This window comes from Zoogloea sp. (genome assembly GCF_017302315.1).
Taxonomy (GTDB): Bacteria; Pseudomonadota; Gammaproteobacteria; order Burkholderiales; family Rhodocyclaceae; genus Zoogloea.
In genome coordinates, this window is sequence record NZ_JAFLDT010000003.1 from 105920 (window position 1) to 122787 (window position 16868).

24 protein-coding genes are annotated in these 16868 nt (G+C 54.2%); 22 read left to right on the plus strand and 2 right to left on the minus strand.

Annotated elements, in window-relative coordinates; all coding sequences use genetic code 11:
* The first annotated feature begins 143 nt into the window (after positions 1–143).
* On the plus strand, positions 144–689 hold the full coding sequence (locus J0L98_RS01980) for a GntR family transcriptional regulator (protein WP_296409714.1): 546 nt from the start codon (positions 144–146) through the stop codon (positions 687–689).
* A 182-nt stretch (positions 690–871) separates the two neighbouring features.
* Here J0L98_RS01980 and J0L98_RS21545 read toward each other — a convergent pair whose 3' ends face one another.
* The gene (locus J0L98_RS21545; RefSeq protein WP_365954041.1) at positions 872–1276 is read right to left on the minus strand and encodes a DUF3693 domain-containing protein; all 405 of its coding nucleotides are present in this window, start codon (positions 1274–1276) and stop codon (positions 872–874) included.
* A gap of 251 nt (positions 1277–1527) precedes the next feature.
* Between J0L98_RS21545 and J0L98_RS01985 the strand changes: the two genes are divergently transcribed.
* The 10 genes from J0L98_RS01985 (at position 1528) to J0L98_RS21555 (ending at position 8642) form a co-directional block, all read left to right on the plus strand.
* Complete coding sequence (locus J0L98_RS01985) at positions 1528–1821, plus strand: hypothetical protein (protein WP_296409715.1); 294 nt, start codon at positions 1528–1530, stop codon at positions 1819–1821.
* Positions 1821–2399, plus strand: a complete 579-nt coding sequence (locus J0L98_RS01990) for a hypothetical protein (protein WP_296409717.1) — start codon at positions 1821–1823, stop codon at positions 2397–2399. Before J0L98_RS01985 ends, J0L98_RS01990 begins: the two co-directional genes overlap by 1 nt.
* A complete protein-coding gene (locus tag J0L98_RS01995) occupies positions 2389–3684 on the plus strand; it encodes a replication initiation factor domain-containing protein (protein WP_296409718.1) in 1296 nt (431 codons plus the stop codon). The genes J0L98_RS01990 and J0L98_RS01995 overlap by 11 nt, the downstream gene beginning before the upstream one ends.
* A 2-nt stretch (positions 3685–3686) precedes the next feature.
* Positions 3687–3989, plus strand: coding sequence for a hypothetical protein (locus J0L98_RS02000; protein ID WP_296409719.1), 303 nt, complete (start codon positions 3687–3689; stop codon positions 3987–3989).
* Positions 3990–4401: 412 nt separating this feature from the next.
* A complete protein-coding gene (locus J0L98_RS21550; protein ID WP_365954058.1) occupies positions 4402–4602 on the plus strand; it encodes a major capsid protein in 201 nt (66 codons plus the stop codon).
* A complete protein-coding gene (locus tag J0L98_RS02010) occupies positions 4602–5156 on the plus strand; it encodes a hypothetical protein (RefSeq protein WP_296409722.1) in 555 nt (184 codons plus the stop codon). The genes J0L98_RS21550 and J0L98_RS02010 overlap by 1 nt, the downstream gene beginning before the upstream one ends.
* A gap of 126 nt (positions 5157–5282) precedes the next feature.
* Complete coding sequence (locus tag J0L98_RS02015; RefSeq protein WP_296409724.1) at positions 5283–6596, plus strand: virulence factor TspB C-terminal domain-related protein; 1314 nt, start codon at positions 5283–5285, stop codon at positions 6594–6596.
* 91 nt (positions 6597–6687) lie between these two features.
* Positions 6688–6972 (plus strand): DUF2523 domain-containing protein, encoded by a 285-nt coding sequence (locus tag J0L98_RS02020; RefSeq protein ID WP_296409725.1) that lies wholly within the window; start codon positions 6688–6690, stop codon positions 6970–6972.
* Complete coding sequence (locus tag J0L98_RS02025) at positions 6969–8114, plus strand: zonular occludens toxin domain-containing protein (RefSeq protein WP_296409728.1); 1146 nt, start codon at positions 6969–6971, stop codon at positions 8112–8114. Before J0L98_RS02020 ends, J0L98_RS02025 begins: the two co-directional genes overlap by 4 nt.
* Positions 8115–8348: 234 nt before the next feature.
* The gene (locus J0L98_RS21555) at positions 8349–8642 is read left to right on the plus strand and encodes a helix-turn-helix transcriptional regulator (RefSeq protein WP_365954046.1); all 294 of its coding nucleotides are present in this window, start codon (positions 8349–8351) and stop codon (positions 8640–8642) included.
* Here J0L98_RS21555 and J0L98_RS02030 read toward each other — a convergent pair.
* Positions 8582–9055, minus strand: coding sequence for a helix-turn-helix domain-containing protein (locus tag J0L98_RS02030; protein ID WP_296409730.1), 474 nt, complete (start codon positions 9053–9055; stop codon positions 8582–8584). The two genes, J0L98_RS21555 and J0L98_RS02030, sit on opposite strands and share 61 nt — an antisense overlap.
* Positions 9056–9182: 127 nt before the next feature.
* Here J0L98_RS02030 and J0L98_RS02035 point away from each other — a divergent pair, with 127 nt between their 5' ends.
* The 11 genes from J0L98_RS02035 (at position 9183) to J0L98_RS02085 (ending at position 16730) form a co-directional block, all read left to right on the plus strand.
* A complete protein-coding gene (locus J0L98_RS02035) occupies positions 9183–9488 on the plus strand; it encodes a hypothetical protein (protein WP_296409731.1) in 306 nt (101 codons plus the stop codon).
* A 26-nt stretch (positions 9489–9514) separates the two neighbouring features.
* A complete protein-coding gene (locus J0L98_RS02040; protein WP_296409732.1) occupies positions 9515–9979 on the plus strand; it encodes a hypothetical protein in 465 nt (154 codons plus the stop codon).
* 85 nt (positions 9980–10064) lie between these two features.
* Positions 10065–10550, plus strand: coding sequence for a DUF4417 domain-containing protein (locus J0L98_RS02045; RefSeq protein ID WP_296409734.1), 486 nt, complete (start codon positions 10065–10067; stop codon positions 10548–10550).
* Between the two features lie 202 nt (positions 10551–10752).
* Entirely contained in the window at positions 10753–11781 is a 1029-nt protein-coding gene (locus J0L98_RS02050) for a phage/plasmid replication protein, II/X family (RefSeq protein ID WP_296409735.1), read from the plus strand.
* Complete coding sequence (locus J0L98_RS02055) at positions 11781–12038, plus strand: hypothetical protein (protein ID WP_296409736.1); 258 nt, start codon at positions 11781–11783, stop codon at positions 12036–12038. The genes J0L98_RS02050 and J0L98_RS02055 overlap by 1 nt, the downstream gene beginning before the upstream one ends.
* Before the next feature lie 86 nt (positions 12039–12124).
* Positions 12125–12379 (plus strand): hypothetical protein, encoded by a 255-nt coding sequence (locus tag J0L98_RS02060; protein ID WP_296409738.1) that lies wholly within the window; start codon positions 12125–12127, stop codon positions 12377–12379.
* A gap of 619 nt (positions 12380–12998) precedes the next feature.
* Entirely contained in the window at positions 12999–13850 is an 852-nt protein-coding gene (locus J0L98_RS02065; RefSeq protein ID WP_296409740.1) for a hypothetical protein, read from the plus strand.
* Positions 13847–14134, plus strand: a complete 288-nt coding sequence (locus J0L98_RS02070) for a hypothetical protein (RefSeq protein ID WP_296409741.1) — start codon at positions 13847–13849, stop codon at positions 14132–14134. The genes J0L98_RS02065 and J0L98_RS02070 overlap by 4 nt, the downstream gene beginning before the upstream one ends.
* 10 nt (positions 14135–14144) lie before the next feature.
* On the plus strand, positions 14145–14456 hold the full coding sequence (locus tag J0L98_RS02075) for a hypothetical protein (protein ID WP_296409743.1): 312 nt from the start codon (positions 14145–14147) through the stop codon (positions 14454–14456).
* Between the two features lie 4 nt (positions 14457–14460).
* Positions 14461–15555, plus strand: a complete 1095-nt coding sequence (locus tag J0L98_RS02080) for a zonular occludens toxin domain-containing protein (RefSeq protein ID WP_296409744.1) — start codon at positions 14461–14463, stop codon at positions 15553–15555.
* The gene (locus J0L98_RS02085) at positions 15528–16730 is read left to right on the plus strand and encodes a hypothetical protein (RefSeq protein ID WP_296409745.1); all 1203 of its coding nucleotides are present in this window, start codon (positions 15528–15530) and stop codon (positions 16728–16730) included. The genes J0L98_RS02080 and J0L98_RS02085 overlap by 28 nt, the downstream gene beginning before the upstream one ends.
* Positions 16731–16868 lie beyond the last annotated feature (138 nt).

A 16868-nucleotide genomic window follows, 5' to 3' on the forward strand; every position in this document is an offset into this window, starting at 1 on the left:
ATCCGCAAATCGATCCACGGTTTCGCCGCCGAACCAATTTCTTCTCTCCCTAGCGGGTCTCTCCAGGACCTGGGTTCGTGCGGCTCTTTTGTTCGCTCCTTCCGAAGGGGATCAGCCATTCGGAAGGAGCAGGGTGCCAGAAAATGGGAATCAAGATGACCACGCCGGAGATTGAATCCATTCCACGTCCGAAAGCGCTATTTGAGGCCATCGCTGATCGATTGCGTAGTCGGATCCTGAGTCACGAGATCCCTCCCGGCGCCGCGATTGATGAAAGCGCGGTGGCCCGAGAGCTTGGAGTCAGCCGCACACCCGTACGGGAGGCCATCAAAGTACTGGCCCGGGATGGCCTCGTCACCGTCGCCCACAGACGATCCAACCACTGCTTGGTCACCGAGTTCAGTGCATGCGAGCTGGGAGATCTGCTCAGGATCACGGAGCACCTCGAAGCGTTCCATCATGACTGGGAGACCAATCCCTTCGTGCAGGAACTGTTGCAGCGCATGACGGACAAGATCCACCTTGCCCTTGGCCCGAGCTTCCTGATGGCGGATCTCGATGCGAAGCAGGCGCTGCACCGGAAAGGTGCCGACACCCCTCCGGCAGCCCATGCGTCCAAAAAGGCACTGGCCGACTACTTCGCGTGGCGACGACTTGAAGTCGCAAAGCGCGTGATGAAGACCCCCTGAGCACCGGGGCTATCCGGCACGGCGCGGAACACCTGCAAAGGATCGCTCGCTGGATCAATCGGACCACGCGCATTACCGGATCGCTCGATCAAGCATGTCGGTACATAAGGGTAGTGCAACGGATATCGGCGCCCTGAGCACAGGATTGATCATGAAGGGAGCCAGGAGGCTTATTTCACCCGTTACTTCAACTTCTGAAAATTACTGGGTGCAGATTGTTGATAGGGCATGCTCTGAGAGGCGCTAGCCTCCTGGCTTTGCCCCGTATCAATAACCATTGCGCATGCCGTAATACTGGATGCCGCCATTCTAGCGGCGATCCTCTCCCATGCTCTCCGGGTCTCCGGAGTCTTGGCGCGAGCTGCGCCACACTCCGCTAGGACTTCCCCCGCCTCGACCCCCAAAAGCTCGGCAAGCCTGACTGCTTGATCGTCGTCTGGTGCTCGCCTTCCTACTCTCCAGTCTGAAACTGCTGCTCTCGTTACGCCTATTTTCCGGGCGGTTTCGCTGTCGTTCTTCGATAGTCCGCGGTTTATCGCGTCGTCAAGGTATCGGCTGATGGGCTTCATGCTGCCTCCGTTGGTCATAGGTCGACAGTATTTTGTACGCGGCCTATTGACAAGTTGTCCGCGGTGCGCGTACCGTTCGGACTGTACGCACTCCGCGTACTTTCGATGGGAGTCGATATGTACAAAATTTTCATCCGGGAACTTCGGGACCGCGAAGAGGTGCGGCGTCTTAAGCACTTTCGCATGGTCGCTTATGCGGAACGTGGTCTTAATGACAATCTCCGAGAGGATCTTTTTGCCCTTGGTGGCATGGCGGCCGAGTGGTAATCATGTCCTCCAAAAAATCTATTGCTGAACAGCGCCTGCTTGATGCCTTTTCCGTCGCGAGAGAGAGAGTTATCAAGCGTTATTCCAAGTCCGATTTCACGACGCGGCAGGAACTCCCCATGCTTCCCCCTGGCATGCCTGTCGCGTCACCCCTCTTTACCTTCGTTTCCATTCCGGAGAATTTCGTTTCCGCTGTGAATGAAGCGCATGCGGTCTATTGCCTCGAAAGCGGCGAAAACATGCCCCTTCATGAATTCCTCGGCCTCGTGGTTATTGCTGGATTGGAGGACTTCTAATGGCTCGTAAAACTTACTATCGTTTTGCGCCGGCTCAACCTGGCGAATCCGCCGTCGCCGTGTTGTTTGCTCGCGAGCGGTCCGAATATTTCAGCTTGCCCGAATGTGACGTCTGGCCGCGTTCTCGCGATGCTCGCAATTACGCGGGGCATCTCCCTGTTATTGCGCACCCGCCCTGTCGTGGTTGGGGTCGCCTTCGGCATCTGGCAAAGCCTGTCGTCGGTGAACGCCATCTGGCGATTTTCGCCGTTGAGCAAGTTCGTCGTTGCGGTGGTGTCCTTGAACATCCGGCAGGCTCCACTCTTTGGGATGTGCTCTCTCTTCCTCGACCTGGTGATTCTGACCTCGTTGGTGGTCGTACTGTTTCGGTCTACCAAGGGCATTTTGGCCATCGTGCTCCTAAACACACTTGGCTATATATCGTTGGCGCGCCTTCTATTCCACCGATTCCGGACGGTCCTTTGCCTGAAGGGCGTGTCGAGCTGATGGGCCAGCAAGAGCGCGAAAGAACGCCGTTGCTTTTCGCCAGGTGGCTTGTCGAGCTGGCGAAGTCCTGCGAGGTGCTCCATGGCGCGTAAATCCCGGCCGGTCGAGCTGTCGCATGTCCGCGAGTCTGAAGCTAATTCGCGCCTCTCGTCTGAGAAGATCGAACGGCTTGAATTTGATGTGGCTGCGGCGTTGCGCGGGCGCGACGCAGGAGCGCACGGGCACGGCGCAGCTAAAGTGGGCTTTGCCCCCCCCTCACTAACAGGGGGGGAACATCACGAGGAAACCGCGGAATGCGTCGAACTCATGATGGACGGCGGGCAAGTCAAGATCGTCGTGAAGCGCACGGGTCCTGACGGCGGGCAGGCTTTTATTGACTGGATCAATTTCACGTGTCACGAGGATACAGCCCATAAGGTGGGATATCCCGGCTCGACGCTCACTGATTCGGACATCGTTAAAGCAATGTCATATGCTGTTGAAGGCATCTTCGGCTTCGGTATTACGTCTCAGTGTGACCGCGGCCGTAACTTCTACCGCCGTGCTTATGAGCTTGGCGAGGATGGATATGGTTTTGTGGCCCATGGCGGTCAACGTCACACGGTGATGGTGTCTATATCTGGCACGGGCCTCGCGGCAGCAAAGGTGGGGTGGGAATACCGTTTAAGGCATTTCTGCGAAAACATCGCAGTTAATCCAAAGCTGACACGCGTTGATGTTGCCCATGACTGTTTCAACGGCGAATACACTCCGATGCAGGCGTCCATCGATTACGACGATGGAATGTTTAAGCTTCCAAAGTCCCCTTCAAATCCTGCGTGGGAAGAGCGGGGGGACTGGAAAGCCGAAAGGGCGGGGCGTAATACGCGAGGTATCACGGCATATATCGGCGTTCGCACCTCGGGCAAGTTTTGTCGCGTCTATGAAAAGGGTCGTCAGCTTGGCGACAAGGATTCTAAGTGGGTCCGCGTGGAAGTCGAGTTCAAGTCGGTTGATCGCATCCTGCCGTTCGACATTCTCACCGCACCTGGCGCTTATCTTACGGGTGCTTATCCGGCATTCGGGTGGATCAGCGAAAAGCAAGAGCGCATTACGACTATCCGCGAAACAAAGATCGCAGAAAAGCGCAAGAAGGAAGAGTGGATCACGTCCGTTGCAGGTCCTGACCTGGCGGTCCTTGTCGAGCTTGAGCCGGGCGAAACGGATTCTGAGCGGGCGCTGAACTTGATCAATCGAATCAAAAACGAATCGAAGCTTCCCAAGTGGGCGAAGCTCCCCGATTACCGTTTTTGTCCTGCTGCTATTCATCAGCCTGAGTTGTCCGCCGGGGCAACGGAAGAGGCTATCTATACCCGGCTTGAAAGAATGGAGATTTAAAAATGCAATTCGATACCGTTGCCAATGTTACCGGCATTAAGCGTTTCAAGGATACCGTCGAGGGCAAAGCCTACGACAGCACGACGGTGTTTGCTGAGGTCGCCATGGATGAAAAATCCGGCAATGCAAAGGGCGTTGCCAGTCAGCCGTTCGGCTGGGGCACGTCGGAAAACTTCTCCCGAATTGCACATCTCCCGTTTCCGTTTCAAGCCAAGCTAACCTTTGAGATGGTTACGAATGGCAAGGGCTCCGGCAAACAGGTACTTATTGATCTCAAGCCGTTGCAGCCGGCTCCGAAGGCGTAAACATGAATCGGGAAATGGTTCAGGTCTTCGTTATTCAGTGCGCTTCTACGGGCGAATTTTTGACAGAGGATTTGAATTATTCCCGGTCCCTCAAACGCGCGGGTCGTCTCTATGACGTTCAGGAAGCTGCGGAAACTGCGCAATTTAACCTCGATCACGATTACGAGATCAGCACGTTTTTCGAATACACGAAGTTGAGGAAATAAAAATGAGTCCAGAGGTGCAAACGGCTTTGCAGGAAATAGCGCTAGTGGGCGTCCTGGCTCCAGCCGTGGCGCTTCTGGTATTCATGGTTCATGTTTATATCAAAACCACCGGCCTTTTCCGCAAGAATTTTTTTTAGTTGTTCGGCCGAATTGACCCATCGGCCGGATATTTCATCGGGTCTTTTTTTTGGAGAATCAAAATGCAAATGATCAAATCTGCTCGTCGTTCCTTCGCCGCTGCTGGTGCTCTGGTTGCCGGTTCGATTTCCGCCGCGCATGCGGCCCTGCCGTCCGGCGTTGAATCCGCCCTTACCACGGCCGGTGATGACGCCAAGCTCGTTGGCGTTGCTGTTTTCGTCGTGCTGGTCGGCATTTTCGCCATCAAGCTGATGCGTCGCGGTCTGTAATGCGTACCCGCCTGCTCCTTGCATTTCTGCTTGCGCTGATTGGTTCGGCGCAGGCGGGTTATTACGCAACCGCAACGGTTGTTGTATCTCCTTTTGGATCGCTTGTGCAGGGTGTTAATAGCTCCTGCTATTTGACGCCGTCCATGGCTATTGCCGGTCTCGCGCAGATGGCCGGTAACTCTCCTGCATTTGTTAAGACCATTGATACGACTTCCGCTACGTTTGAGGCGTATTACTATGATGTGAGCCCAATTCGGCTTTTTACGGGCACGATTGCCCAGTGCGTGGCTAATCCGGCCGTTACGACGTTGCCCACGTTTATCGGTGGTGCGACTGACCCAGCAATTCAGGGCGGCTCTATTTTTACGGGCTCTGGTGGCGGTGGCGGTGGTGGCGGATCATCTACTGTTTCCGGGACGGTGACGATGACGCCATATGTTCCAACTGAGGCGGAAAAGCTTTCCGCTGTTCAAGATGGCGCGCTCGCGGGCGGTATGATTTTTACCGCAATGGTGGGAGCGTATGCTTTCGTCTTGATGAGGCGGGCTCTCTGATGCTCTATCAGATTGTGTTCGTGTTGCTCGTTATTTCTCTATCTGCCGTGGTGCTGAAATGATCCTCGATCAATGGTTTATCGTTGGGCTTCTCGCGGTAATTCTTCCCATGTGGGTCATATTCAAATGAGATATTTCATTGTCTCGTTGCTGCTTACTATTGCAGTCGGTTACGCGTTTGCGGGGGATCGTTACTCTTCTGATTCGTATACTTCGGTTGTGGATAAATGCACGGCTCTGCGGCCGAATTGGCAAACGCCGTGCGCAATTGTTGGCGCTGCGTGTCCGGCTACGCAGAATGGCGGTTCGTGTTCGGAGGCTGCTACCGGTGTTTTTATCAGTGTTGACGGTGTTTCGACTGCGCCAATTAATGCCTATATCCAGTGGGATTATTGCTCCGATGCGTTCCCAATCCGTAGCGGTAACACGTGCGTTGTGGATGATCCGTGCAGGCGTAAAGCTGGTCTTGCCGTCGATGATGGGACCGTCGGTCCTGGTAATACCAAGCTTTCGATGGCGTTTCCGGTTCGCCCCGATGGCATATATACCGGTCAAGTCTTTTGTTCCGGCGGTTGCAAAGCGGCGGTCACGAAGGACGTAACTAGCGTCGGTATCGGTGCGGGTGGCAATTACTACGGCCAATTCAACGCCAATTTTTCCGGCCAGTCCTGCGATCCTCCCGCTGTTAATGTCGGCCCGGATTCGAGCCCCGTCAAGCTGGTCGCTGGCAACAGTAAAGAATATGACTGTTTGGCGTCCGGTAGGACATACGGATACGTTAATGGCGCTGTCCATTGCCTAGACAATGCCTCAGAAAAAAAGGGTAATGCTACCCAAACAAAAGAGCAGAAAAATCCGGACGGCACGACCACGAAAACCACCGTTGAAAAAAACGTGTCTTGTACGGGTGCAGGGTCGTGTGTAACGACGACAACGACTACGACCACGATTATCGGCGCGGACGGCACGCAGCAAAGCACCAAATCTGAGCAGACAAAAGAGACGAGCGAGACCGGCAACCCGAGCGGATCGTCATTCTGCAAGGATAATTCATCCTCGCCGATTTGCAAATCGTCGTCATTCTCCGGCGATTGCCTCTCTGGATTTTCGTGTGACGGCGATAGCGTGGGCTGTGCGACGGCTAAAGCGTCCTGGATGCGCTATTGCGACTCGAAATGGATGAAGCCCGGTAATCCGTCCGCTTCGACTACGGCGCTTACTGAAAAGAAGGTTCTTCCTCAGTCCGGAATAACGCCCGTTTCGATTTCGGAGAATGGCCAGTGTCCCGCGGATAGGTCGTTCTCTATTGCCGGTAGAACGGTGACGTTTTCATATTCCACGTTTTGTCAGTTTCTGGGAATGATAAGGCCAGTGATTATTGCGGCGGGGTGGCTTGTCGCGGCATATATCGTTTTCGGTCTTGGTCAAAAGTCTGAATAGAGACGGATAAAGTCTTTATTTAAACGTTTCAATTTATACGTATTAATTGAAACGCATAACGTATTAAAATAAACGTTTAGAATGGAATGCCATGTTCGATAATCTCTTCGATTGGATTGATTCGAGTCTCGGTGCTTGGGCGAAAAAAGTACTTTCGTCACTCGGTATTGGTTGGCTGTCGTTTGAGGGAATCACCGAATTAGCGTCCCAGCTTAAAGATCAGTTCCTGGCGTCCTGGGGCGGTATTCCGCAGGACGTTGTTAATATCCTCTCGATGGCTGGCTTTGGCGTTGCCTTCGGCGTGATTTTTGGCGCGATTACGTATCGTGCCGTAATGTCGGCATTCGGGCGGCTTGGCAAGGTGATAGTGGGATGACCCTGCGCATTGTCACCGGTACGCCCGGTGCCGGTAAAACGGCAATGGTCGTGGCTGATTTGATGCAGCCGGAATTCTCGGACCGTCCGCTTTTTGTGATGGGCATTTCCGGACTGACACTCGATCATTCCCCCGTTCCGCCCGTTGCGGAATGGACCAAACTGGTCCCGAATAAAGACGATCCAACGATCCTGGAACCAGAATTCACTTTTCCGCCGCGGTCCATCATTGTCATTGACGAGGCGCAGCGGGTTTTTCGCCCTCGTGCATCGGGTAGTAAAGTGCCAGATCACGTTGCTGCCATGGAAAAGCATCGTCATGGTGGTGTTGATTTTTGGCTGATGACCCAAAAGCCCGGGTTGCTCGACGCCAATATCCGGGATTTGTGCGGGTGTCATGTGCACCTGCGGCAGACCGCTATCGGTCGTTGGCGGTATGAGTGGCCGGAGATGGCGGACCCGAAAAGTAAGAATGATCGCGATATTGCCAGCCGTCGCCGTTACAAGCTTCCGAAGGAAGCTTTTGATAAGTACGTCTCGAGCAAGCATCACATTGTGCATAAGCATGCACTACCTAATTCGGTGATTATGCTCGCTGTTGTTGCGGTCGCTGTCTGCGCTCTCGGCTGGTATCTCTACGGCCGATATAATCAGGTCCGGGCGGAACTCTCCGGTGAAGCTCCGCGGCCCGGTGTAACTGTACCCGGTGAACCAGGTGCAAAAGGGCAGGGGGCTCCTGTTCCTCCGCCTGACCCGGTTGCGACGTACCTTGCCGCAAACAAGCCGCGCTTGGATGGCTATGTTCATACGGCCCCGGCTTACGATGGTTTGACCCAGCCGACGGAAGTTCCTGTTCCGGCAGGGTGTGTGTCCAATAAGACCCAGTGCAAGTGCTATACGCAACAGGCCACACCTTACGCCTTGCCGGAGTCGGAATGTCGGCACATCGCGGCCCATGGGCTATTCTTGGCCTTCAATCCATCTGGCATTAAACAACAACAACAGGCGCAGCAGCCCCAGCAGCGCCAGCAGCAGCCACAACAGCCACCCCAGCAGGTTGCGCAAGCCTCGTTCCCCGGCTTCCCCGCAAAGGACGTCTTTGTCGGTCCCGGAACAAAGCCTGTGCCCCTCGTTTCGGACTGACCATGGTCTTTCTGTCCGTGCTCTCATCAAACCATCTTCCTGCTGCCAAACATCACGAGTTGTCAGTCATTGCTTGTCGTTGTCGCAGCAGCGCGTGACGTAAGCCCAGTATTTGACCATTTGATAGCTGCATACTCACCCGCAAATAAACCACAAAAGCATAAACGTAGAGGTGTGGCGGGAGGCCGAACGCAGCGTAGGCGGAGTTCGGCGAATCGACACGGTTAGTCACCTATGGCGCAAAGCGCCTATTGCTTTTATCTAGAGGGGCGCAGCCCCGGGGGGTGTGGGTTGAAGCCGTGGCAACTCTGTGAACAGTGGCACTATGCCTTCGGACGGCGTTTGCTTTTTGTCTCGAGGCGGTGCCGTGTTTCCCTTGTGGATCTCTCGAGGCGTTCCGGTGTCCCTTACTCAACCCTGCACGGCTATATTTCCAATGGCCGCCGGGTTCCGGCCTATGTAGTCGTTCAGTTGTCCAGGGCGCTTGGCGTGCAAGTCTCTGAACTTCTTGAGGATTCGCAGCAGTAGTTCAGCAAGGCGACGATGAGCGCGGTTCTGAAAATTACTGGGTTCTGAATGAGAATTGTTCTCATCTCATTGTTTGCCGTTTGTGCATGCGCTGCACCGTCGTTGATCTTGTCTCCAGCAAGGGCGAAAAAACACACTGTCACCCCTGCGCCCACCTTCCGAGACAAAGCCCGCCAGTAGTTCCGGCGGGCTTCGTTTTTCTCCGTCTCCGCCTCGATCTGGGCAAGTAGTTGGATCGGGTCAATCTTCAGAGCGTCAGCTAGCCGCATGCAGGCGTAAGCGTCAGGAATTCGTTTTCCACGTCGCCATTCGGCAATATAACCGTTTGATATTTCAAGATATTTTGCGAGCTTGTAATCTGAATCAATACCAAGCTCTGCCTTTGCGTCGTCTAAGACTTTAGATATATCCATGGTGGCTCTCCTGTAGTGCTGGCGTGACTTTAACTCCATTTTGGAGCTTGACGAAGAACTCCAAAATGGAGTTACATTCGAATCGCTCCATTTTGGAGCCATTTCTAGCACAGCTTTCGGAGATCACATGGCAACGGAAAACAAGCCTCTTGGCATGGGCGAAGCCCGCTTGACGGGTCGCCTTCTCAAGGTCACGAAGAAAAACGACCTTTTCATCCATCTGATGGTGCTCCCCGCACCTGATGCCTACACCAGTCCGAGCACGGTGGAGATCCTTTCCAAAACCCGCATCGGCCAGGCTCAAGATGACATCAGTTGCTGTGTGCGCATCACGGGATACCGCCGCACCTACAACCAGACTGACCGCGAAACTGGCGAAACTCGTCAGGTGCAAACCGCGGATGTTCGCTTGTCTTTTATCGAGGATCGTTGAGATGCTTGATCAGCAGAAGTTACGCCATGACCTCGAAGTTAAGTTGCCGGACGTTCGCCGTACTTGCACCATTTGCACGGCTTTTGGTGACATTTATCTCGATGGTGATGACGCCCGGCTCGTTGCAGACCTTGTTCGGCTTATTTTGCTTCGTGACTATATTTCGTCACCTGACGTCAATCAGGCTGGCTGATATGCCTTACCGGCTCATCGTTCTGACCTCGACCGGTCCTGCCGAAGGGCCGGTCTATCGCTCGTACCTGGATGCCCTGGGTGAAGCCGTCGCGGCCCTCCGCAACGGCATTACCTTCCCTCAGATCATCCTGGACGGTTCTGGCGAGATCGTGAAGCGGATCGAACCCGAAGGTCGCCGCGTGAAGTTGCGGCCGGTTTTTGGTGAGGGGTTGGAGTCCGGGTCCGTTGTGACACCCGGACTTAGTCTAACGGGTTGGACTTTTGACCCTTCGCGCACCATTTTGGGGCGTTCCTGAAATGGCTCGAAGAGTCGCTTTTCCCTCTCCGTTTCGTGGTCTGGTGCCCGATGTTTTCCGGTCGCCGGATCTCGAAATTCCGTCCGTGTTCACCGCCCGCGGTCGGTGGCGCTCGGGAGCCCTCCACACCTTCTGCGACGACTACCGCCAAGAATTCTTCTGGCGTCGCCCTGAAGAAGGTTTGCTTGTGGCGTTGGCTGCCGGATCGTGCACCGCGCCCGACTTTACGGTCTGGACCGATGATCCTTCCGAATGGGCGGCCTATCAAGTGTGGCGCTCGGCCCTGGTTGCCTCCTACTGGCAGTCGCACGGCGTGGATGTGCTGCCCGTCGTTACGTTTGCCGGGTCGCCTGGTCGTTTCGTTCGCCCCGGCTCCGCTTGGGCGGTTCGCGGCCCGACAGTGGCCGACGACATGTTCATGTCCTCGATTGCCTCATGGGCTGAACAGTGCCGGCCCGGCCTTCTGGTCGTGTTCGGGCGTCCTATCCCTGACTTCGGAGTACCCATGGTGAAGCGGGCGCTGTTTGCCGGCATGTGTTTGAGTGCTGCACAAAAAGAGGTGAGGCAATAATGGGTGGTCGGTCAGAAAAGCCCCGCATCTCCGATTCAGGCGCATGGATCACGGAAGTGTCTGATTCCCGCCTTGAGTCCTACTCCCGTCTCACGGTTTCGGGCGGTTTCGGATCTCGCGCCACGGGGGATACACGGTCACATGATCAGCAGTTGTACTTCCGCGACCTCGTGTCAAAGGAAAAGACCCGGCGGGGGCTCAAGTGATCGACTGGATGACCCTTCGCTATCCCTTGCGGTCGCTCCCTGGTGCCATCTCAGACCGCATTCGCGAGTCTCTGGGCTCCATCATCATGTTTGGCCCTGATGGCGTCTCCAAGTGGGAGAAGTCAGTTCTTGACTTCGAAGCCCTGCGCTCTGACACCCCCGGGCTGTGTTGGACCGTCACCGGCAACAGTGAAGGGGAACAGATGCTCACCATCGGCGCATCGCCGGCTTTCTTGGCCTACGGCAATAACGTTTTCGGTCCTGGTTGTCCTCGCCAGGGCGCGGCCGTCCTGGTGCGCTTCGCTCAAAAGTGCCTTGCAGCGATTCTTCCTCCGCCGGAAAAGTGGGAGTGTCGCCGGATCGACGTCACGGAAAACTATGCGCTCGGCTCCGTCCGTGAAGTCAAACAATTCCTACGGCAACTCATGACGGCGGATGCAGGCCGGGCTAAAGCGACATCCGGCGGCGGAGATTCGGTTTATTGGAATAAGGGCAGTGATCTTCGAAAAGGCAAGGCATACGCCAAAGGTCCGCAATTGCGGCACCTTCTCAAACAAAACAAACTGGAAATATCTGATGATCTTCTGGAGCTTGTGGACAGATTGGCGCGGCTTGAACTCACGCTAGGCGCGCGGTGGTTCCGGCGACTGGAAGAGGCCGGCCGGCATTGGTGGGATTTGACGGAAAGCGAATTACAGGAACAGCACGCGGAATATTTTGGACGTTTTGTCGGAAGCCAAGAGGTAACGGATATGGGAACTCTTCTCGAGGAATTGGAAAAGGTGGCGCCTACGCCTGGTCGCGCTTTGGCTGCACATCGCACCTGGGCAATGATTCGTGCCATTGGTTATGAGCTTGCGCGGGAGTCTATGCCGCGTGCAACGTGGTATCTCCACATGAAGTATTTGCGTGCTGCCGGCCTCTCCGATGCCGATATCGGTGCAGGTAACGTTCTGCTCTTTCGTCGTCGGGAGATCTGCATCGCTCAACCCGTCCGTTCCTGGGCTGATTTGAGGGTGGCTTAATGTCAGCCTGTGTTCTTCTTAATCCTGACGGCACCTTGACGCCTCTTGTTGATCCTGTTGGGCAATGCACGGGTTTTGTTTTGCTTGAGGCGGGCGAGTGGCAATTAGCTGAATTCATGGTCGGGTTGACGTCTATTCCCCCCGCATCGGATTTGCTTCAAGTCTTCTCTTATGGCGTCACCATTCCTATGGTTTTTGGATTTATCGGCTGGGGTGTTGGTCTTGTCTTTAGATTTTTTCGTCACGATGACGAATAAGGGATTCGCGGGTTTTCCGCAAATTGGCCGGGGGGGGTTGGCGTGTCTTCCTGGTCATATTATCAAGCGCCTGGAGGTGTTGAATCATGAATGAAACTCGTAACCGTTTGGCTGTCGGTCTGCGTTCGGTCATGACCAAGGGTCGTGTTGCGGCTCTTGCGCTGGTTGTGCCCGGTGTTGCTCTGGCGCAAACCGCGCCGGATTACAGCGATCTGACGGACGCCATCACCACTGCTGTTGGCGGCATCACGGCGCTGATTCTGGCCGTTGCTGCGATCAAAGCCGGTCCGGCTGTTCTGCAATGGGCCATTGGCCGCGTTCTTTCCATGTTTGGTCGTTAACTAGCGGCCTGTTTCAAGAAAAAGGGGGGCGCGTTCGCCTCCCTTTTTTTTGCTTGAGGGTTTAATCATGCTTTGGCTCATTGTCTTTTTTTTCGCCGGTCTTATTGGTGGTTACTGTGGATGGCGGGGGTTGAGCCAATGAGGTTACTTTTTTTTGTTGTTTTGTTTTTTTCCATTCCGGCTTCGGCGCATCATTTATGCCGTACTGGTTATTGTTCGTATGGGTCATCCTGTAGTTCTGGGCTCCCTGTTGCTAGTGCTCGAACTCATTGTGATGCGTTCGGGGGTTTTAAGAGTTGTTCTTGTCCTGCTGTTCCTATCCCTTGTCTTTATGCGCCAAGCAAGACGAACGGAAAATGTTACATGGACCCGTGGTCAGGTCCTGGTGGTGCTGACGATACAAAACCTGGTGAAAGTTGGGATGCTGATAATCCGTCGCCTGATAAACCTAAATGTGATGCGGGCGGCGGTTTCGGTGGTCTTATTTGTCGCGGCGGGCGGTTATATAAGTGTGAAGCTTCGGTTGAAGGTCCTAGCGGAACATGTGTCAGTGGGTTGTGCAAACCCTTAGAAAGTTCTTGGTCGGCTGGTGGTGAGTTGTGCAGACCTATCCAGCCTGATGATGGGCGCGGTTGTCCAGTTGGAGAAACTGAGGTCGGCGGCGGTTGTCGTTGTGAATTGCCGAAACATTACGATGACAATGGTGTTTGCGTTGTGGGTGGTGTGGTTCTTCCTGGTGGTGATTCCGGTTCGGGTTCTGGGTCTGGTGGGTCAGGTGGCGGTTCGGGTTCTGGTGGTGATTCTGGTTCTGGATCTGGTGGATCTGGTGGATCTGGTGGCGGTGCTGGCGGTGGTTCGGGCGGTGGATCTGGTGACGGATCTGGTGATGGTTCGGGCGGCGGTACTGGTGGCGGTACTGGTGGCGGTACTGGCGGTAGTTCGGGCGGTGGTACTGGTGGCGGTACTGGGACAGGTTCGGGCGGTGGTACTGGCGGTGGAACTGGCGGGGGCACTGGCGGCGGCACTGGCGGCGGTACTGGGTCCGGTGATGATATTGGTGATACGCCTCTGGATTGTGATATCGCCTTGCCTGGGTTGCAGCCGTGTTCCGGTGATGGGAGCGGCGATGGGAACGGCGACGGAAGCGGCGACGGAAGCGGCGACGGAAGCGGCGACGGAAGCGGCGATGGGAACGGTGATGGGAACGGTGATGGGAACGGTGATGGGAACGGCGATGGGAACGGCGATGGGAATGGCGATGGGAATGGTGATGGTCAGGGCGATGGTCAGGGCGATGGTCAGGGCGATCCTTTGGCTGGTGATCGTGGCAGGTGTCCTGTTTGTTATGTTGAGCAGGTTTGGTTCCAGTCCTATTTCTGTGTTCCTGATCCCACTCCGCCTGCGTCGTGCTCTGGTTCTGGTAATCCGGGAAATAATGATGGTTCGCCGGGAAGTGCGAATGGCGATTTGACGGACAAATGGGGCGAAGCTTCGCTGGAAAAGTCTTTGACTGATTTTAAGGTCAAAGTTGCCTCGTCTAGTTTTGCTCGTTCTGCTTCTGGTTTTTTCGGTTTCGGTCCTGTTGGTGAGTGTCCTACATATAACCTTTCTGTAGATACTCCGTTGCTTAAATTTGACGTGGATTCGAGCGTTGTTTTCTGCGGTCCTACTGCGCAATTCATTTATACGGCTGTTGCTGCCGTTACGATTTTGAGTGCGTTATATGGTGCTTGGTGGATTATATTTATTTTGTGAGGTGTTTTTTATGGAATGGCTAACCGAATTAACGGAATGGTTTGCATCGCTTTTTCAATCTGCAATTGAGATTATTGTCAATGCTTTGCTTTGGATTTTGGCTTTTGTGGTGGATGTTCTTGGAACTGTTATTGCTGCTGGTCTTAACATGATTTCGATTCCTGGCGACTGGGCGGCTTATGGTTTGTCGGGCTTGGTTGCTGTTGTTCCTGGTGCTGGCTATTTTCTTAATCGGCTGGGGGTTTATACGTGTATCAGTATTCTTGGCACGGCGACCCTTATTCGGTTGCTGAGAAAAGCAATCACGTTGTTCCAATGGTGAAACCATGATCATTTTTCATTCTGGGCTTCCGCGGTCTGGCAAGAGTCATGGAGCAATTAAAGACGTAATTATTCCGGCAATTAAAAGTGGGCGTAAGTGTCAAGGGTATATCGCGGGTTTGAATGTAGAGGGCCTGTCATTGGCGGCGGACCTCGATCAAGAGATTATTTCCGGTTTATTGGATATTCGGCAGCGTGAGGATGTGCCGGACGTGTGGCGCTGGGCTGAAAAGGATTCGCTTATCTTCTTGGACGAGATTCAGAATTTCTTCCCGTCCGGCCGGGAAAAGCTATCTCCTGAGATGACGGAATTCATTAGTGAACATGGCCATCTTGGCATTGATCTTTTGATCATCGGCCAGGATATGAAGGACGTTCACGCGCTTTGGCGCCGTCGTGTTTCCCAGCTCGTCACTTTTCAGCAAATGGATGCGATTGGTGCCTCGACTAGGTATCGTGAGATTGTAAAAAAGGCAACGGCTCCGGAAAAGTTTGTGCATGTCAGCAGTTCTATCAAGAATTATGATCCTTTAATCTTTGCTTGTTATAAAAGTCACGAGGATGGCGTTTTAAATAAAGCTTCTTATAACGATGAACGCGCCAATATTTTAAAGTCGCCGTTAATTCGTTATGGTGTTCCTGGCGCATTGGCTGTTTTTCTGTTTGCGGGTTTTTATGTGTATCAGCAGATTGCGGGCGGCGGCATTGCCAAGGATGTGACCACGAAAAAGCCTAATTCTGTTACTCCTGAGCCTGCTGTGGCTCACGCTCCTGCTATTTCTTCTCGATATACGAAGCGCGATGATTCGGCGGTTCAGAGAAAGCCCTTCGATACATTGTTCGATCATCTTGAAAAGGGCGATGCCCGGATTGTTTATTTTGCGCTGAATGTTCATCAGCCTGGGGGCGTGGAGATTTGGATAGAAGTTCGGCGGGAAGGGCAGATTGAATTCCTAACTCTTAATGGTTTGCGTAATGCGGGTTTTACGGTGTCTTATGATCGGATCGGGCGGGAGCGTTTTGTTTTGATCAGGGATTCTGAGCGTATGGTTTTAATCAATGAGGCTAGGCAATGGGTAAGAACTACGCAGTTGCAATAATGCTTTTTCTCTCATCTCACGTTTTTGCTAGTGAGTTGAATTCCAGTATTGATATGGTCGGTGCGGATCTGCATACAGTTGGGCGCGTTGTTCTGGGCGAACTCAATCTGATGGGTTATGAATTGCCAGATGATTTGGCTAAGCTGGATACGGTTACGATTAAGTGGCGAGAGTTGAGCCCGTCGCGAGCATGGGCGCACTATCAGCGGTTGTTAGCCCCTCATGGCTACGTTTTGGAGAAACACCACGATGTGGCAGTTGTGCGGCGCAGGTGGGAAACGCAGCAGGTGTTCACGGCTCAGCGTCGGGCATTGACTGAGATCCTGGAGCAATTGCGGGGCTGGCCTGGTGTTAAGGTTGGCGCTGTGGTTTCACACCCTGAACCGGCGAAGGATGGATCGGAAGAGGTTGTGCAGGCTGTCACCTCGGGTAACGTCAATCAATCGGCTGTAGTGGTGGGTGATCCTCAGCGCATTACGGAATGGGTTCACGAGGCGCGTAAGCTTGATGTCCTTCCTGGTGAGATCCAGATTCAAGCGGCGCTTTTTGAGGTTAGGGACGAAGAATCGGACGTCGACGCCCTGGGCGTTGCGGTGTCGGCCCTTGGCGATCGTTTCAAGATCTCGGCGGGTAGTTTGACGCCTGCATCCCTTAGCGTGTCGATAGGGCAGGGCGCCTTTAGGCTGGCGGTGGGCGCTTTAGAATCGGATATCCGTTTTCGTCTTTTGAGTCGTCCTGTCATACGTGTGCAGGCCGGTCAGAAAGCGAGTTTGTCTGTTGGTCAGAATGTTCCGGTACTTGGCCAGACCAACACCACGCAGGCCGGGCAGAATCAGCAGTCGATCAGGTATCAGCAGACAGGGGTGATTCTCGATATCACGCCGTTGATCCGTGGCGATGTCCTCGAGATGCAAGTTACTCAGGAAGTCTCCGGGATTCAGAGCATATCCGGTGGAGTAGCGGGTAATCCCGTTTTCAGTTCGCGGAAGGTTTCTACTAGGCTGACGGCTCGCTCTGGTGAGCTCGTTGCTTTTGCGGGTTTGGATGATTCTGAAGTTAACGATACGGCTTCGGGTCTTTCCTGGTGGCGTGCGTTGGGTCGCTCTGAGCGTGCCAGGAAGAGGGGTCAGATTGTTCTGTTTATTGAGGCGTTACGCCTCGACCAGTCCAGTTAGGCAATGGGCAGCCGGCTTGCCGGCGCCCCTTGCCTTCTGGACTGGTCGAGCGAAGCTCAATTCAAACAATTTGCCTTTGGGTGCTTTTCGCGTTTTCCGCAGCCGTTCGGTGTGTGGTTCCTGACGCATTCCAGCACG

What these genes read in the sequence shown, in the direction of transcription:
- J0L98_RS01980 (WP_296409714.1), top strand. Translation starts at nt 144, where the DNA reads ATGGGAATCAAGATGACCACGCCGGAGATTGAATCCATTCCACGTCCG.
- J0L98_RS21545 (WP_365954041.1), bottom strand. Translation starts at nt 1,276, where the DNA reads ATGACCAACGGAGGCAGCATGAAGCCCATCAGCCGATACCTTGACGAC.
- J0L98_RS01985 (WP_296409715.1), top strand. Translation starts at nt 1,528, where the DNA reads ATGTCCTCCAAAAAATCTATTGCTGAACAGCGCCTGCTTGATGCCTTT.
- J0L98_RS01990 (WP_296409717.1), top strand. Translation starts at nt 1,821, where the DNA reads ATGGCTCGTAAAACTTACTATCGTTTTGCGCCGGCTCAACCTGGCGAA.
- J0L98_RS01995 (WP_296409718.1), top strand. Translation starts at nt 2,389, where the DNA reads ATGGCGCGTAAATCCCGGCCGGTCGAGCTGTCGCATGTCCGCGAGTCT.
- J0L98_RS02000 (WP_296409719.1), top strand. Translation starts at nt 3,687, where the DNA reads ATGCAATTCGATACCGTTGCCAATGTTACCGGCATTAAGCGTTTCAAG.
- J0L98_RS21550 (WP_365954058.1), top strand. Translation starts at nt 4,402, where the DNA reads ATGATCAAATCTGCTCGTCGTTCCTTCGCCGCTGCTGGTGCTCTGGTT.
- J0L98_RS02010 (WP_296409722.1), top strand. Translation starts at nt 4,602, where the DNA reads ATGCGTACCCGCCTGCTCCTTGCATTTCTGCTTGCGCTGATTGGTTCG.
- J0L98_RS02015 (WP_296409724.1), top strand. Translation starts at nt 5,283, where the DNA reads ATGAGATATTTCATTGTCTCGTTGCTGCTTACTATTGCAGTCGGTTAC.
- J0L98_RS02020 (WP_296409725.1), top strand. Translation starts at nt 6,688, where the DNA reads ATGTTCGATAATCTCTTCGATTGGATTGATTCGAGTCTCGGTGCTTGG.
- J0L98_RS02025 (WP_296409728.1), top strand. Translation starts at nt 6,969, where the DNA reads ATGACCCTGCGCATTGTCACCGGTACGCCCGGTGCCGGTAAAACGGCA.
- J0L98_RS21555 (WP_365954046.1), top strand. Translation starts at nt 8,349, where the DNA reads ATGGCGCAAAGCGCCTATTGCTTTTATCTAGAGGGGCGCAGCCCCGGG.
- J0L98_RS02030 (WP_296409730.1), bottom strand. Translation starts at nt 9,055, where the DNA reads ATGGATATATCTAAAGTCTTAGACGACGCAAAGGCAGAGCTTGGTATT.
- J0L98_RS02035 (WP_296409731.1), top strand. Translation starts at nt 9,183, where the DNA reads ATGGCAACGGAAAACAAGCCTCTTGGCATGGGCGAAGCCCGCTTGACG.
- J0L98_RS02040 (WP_296409732.1), top strand. Translation starts at nt 9,515, where the DNA reads ATGACCTCGAAGTTAAGTTGCCGGACGTTCGCCGTACTTGCACCATTT.
- J0L98_RS02055 (WP_296409736.1), top strand. Translation starts at nt 11,781, where the DNA reads ATGTCAGCCTGTGTTCTTCTTAATCCTGACGGCACCTTGACGCCTCTT.
- J0L98_RS02060 (WP_296409738.1), top strand. Translation starts at nt 12,125, where the DNA reads ATGAATGAAACTCGTAACCGTTTGGCTGTCGGTCTGCGTTCGGTCATG.
- J0L98_RS02065 (WP_296409740.1), top strand. Translation starts at nt 12,999, where the DNA reads ATGATGGGCGCGGTTGTCCAGTTGGAGAAACTGAGGTCGGCGGCGGTT.
- J0L98_RS02075 (WP_296409743.1), top strand. Translation starts at nt 14,145, where the DNA reads ATGGAATGGCTAACCGAATTAACGGAATGGTTTGCATCGCTTTTTCAA.
- J0L98_RS02080 (WP_296409744.1), top strand. Translation starts at nt 14,461, where the DNA reads ATGATCATTTTTCATTCTGGGCTTCCGCGGTCTGGCAAGAGTCATGGA.
- J0L98_RS02085 (WP_296409745.1), top strand. Translation starts at nt 15,528, where the DNA reads ATGGGTAAGAACTACGCAGTTGCAATAATGCTTTTTCTCTCATCTCAC.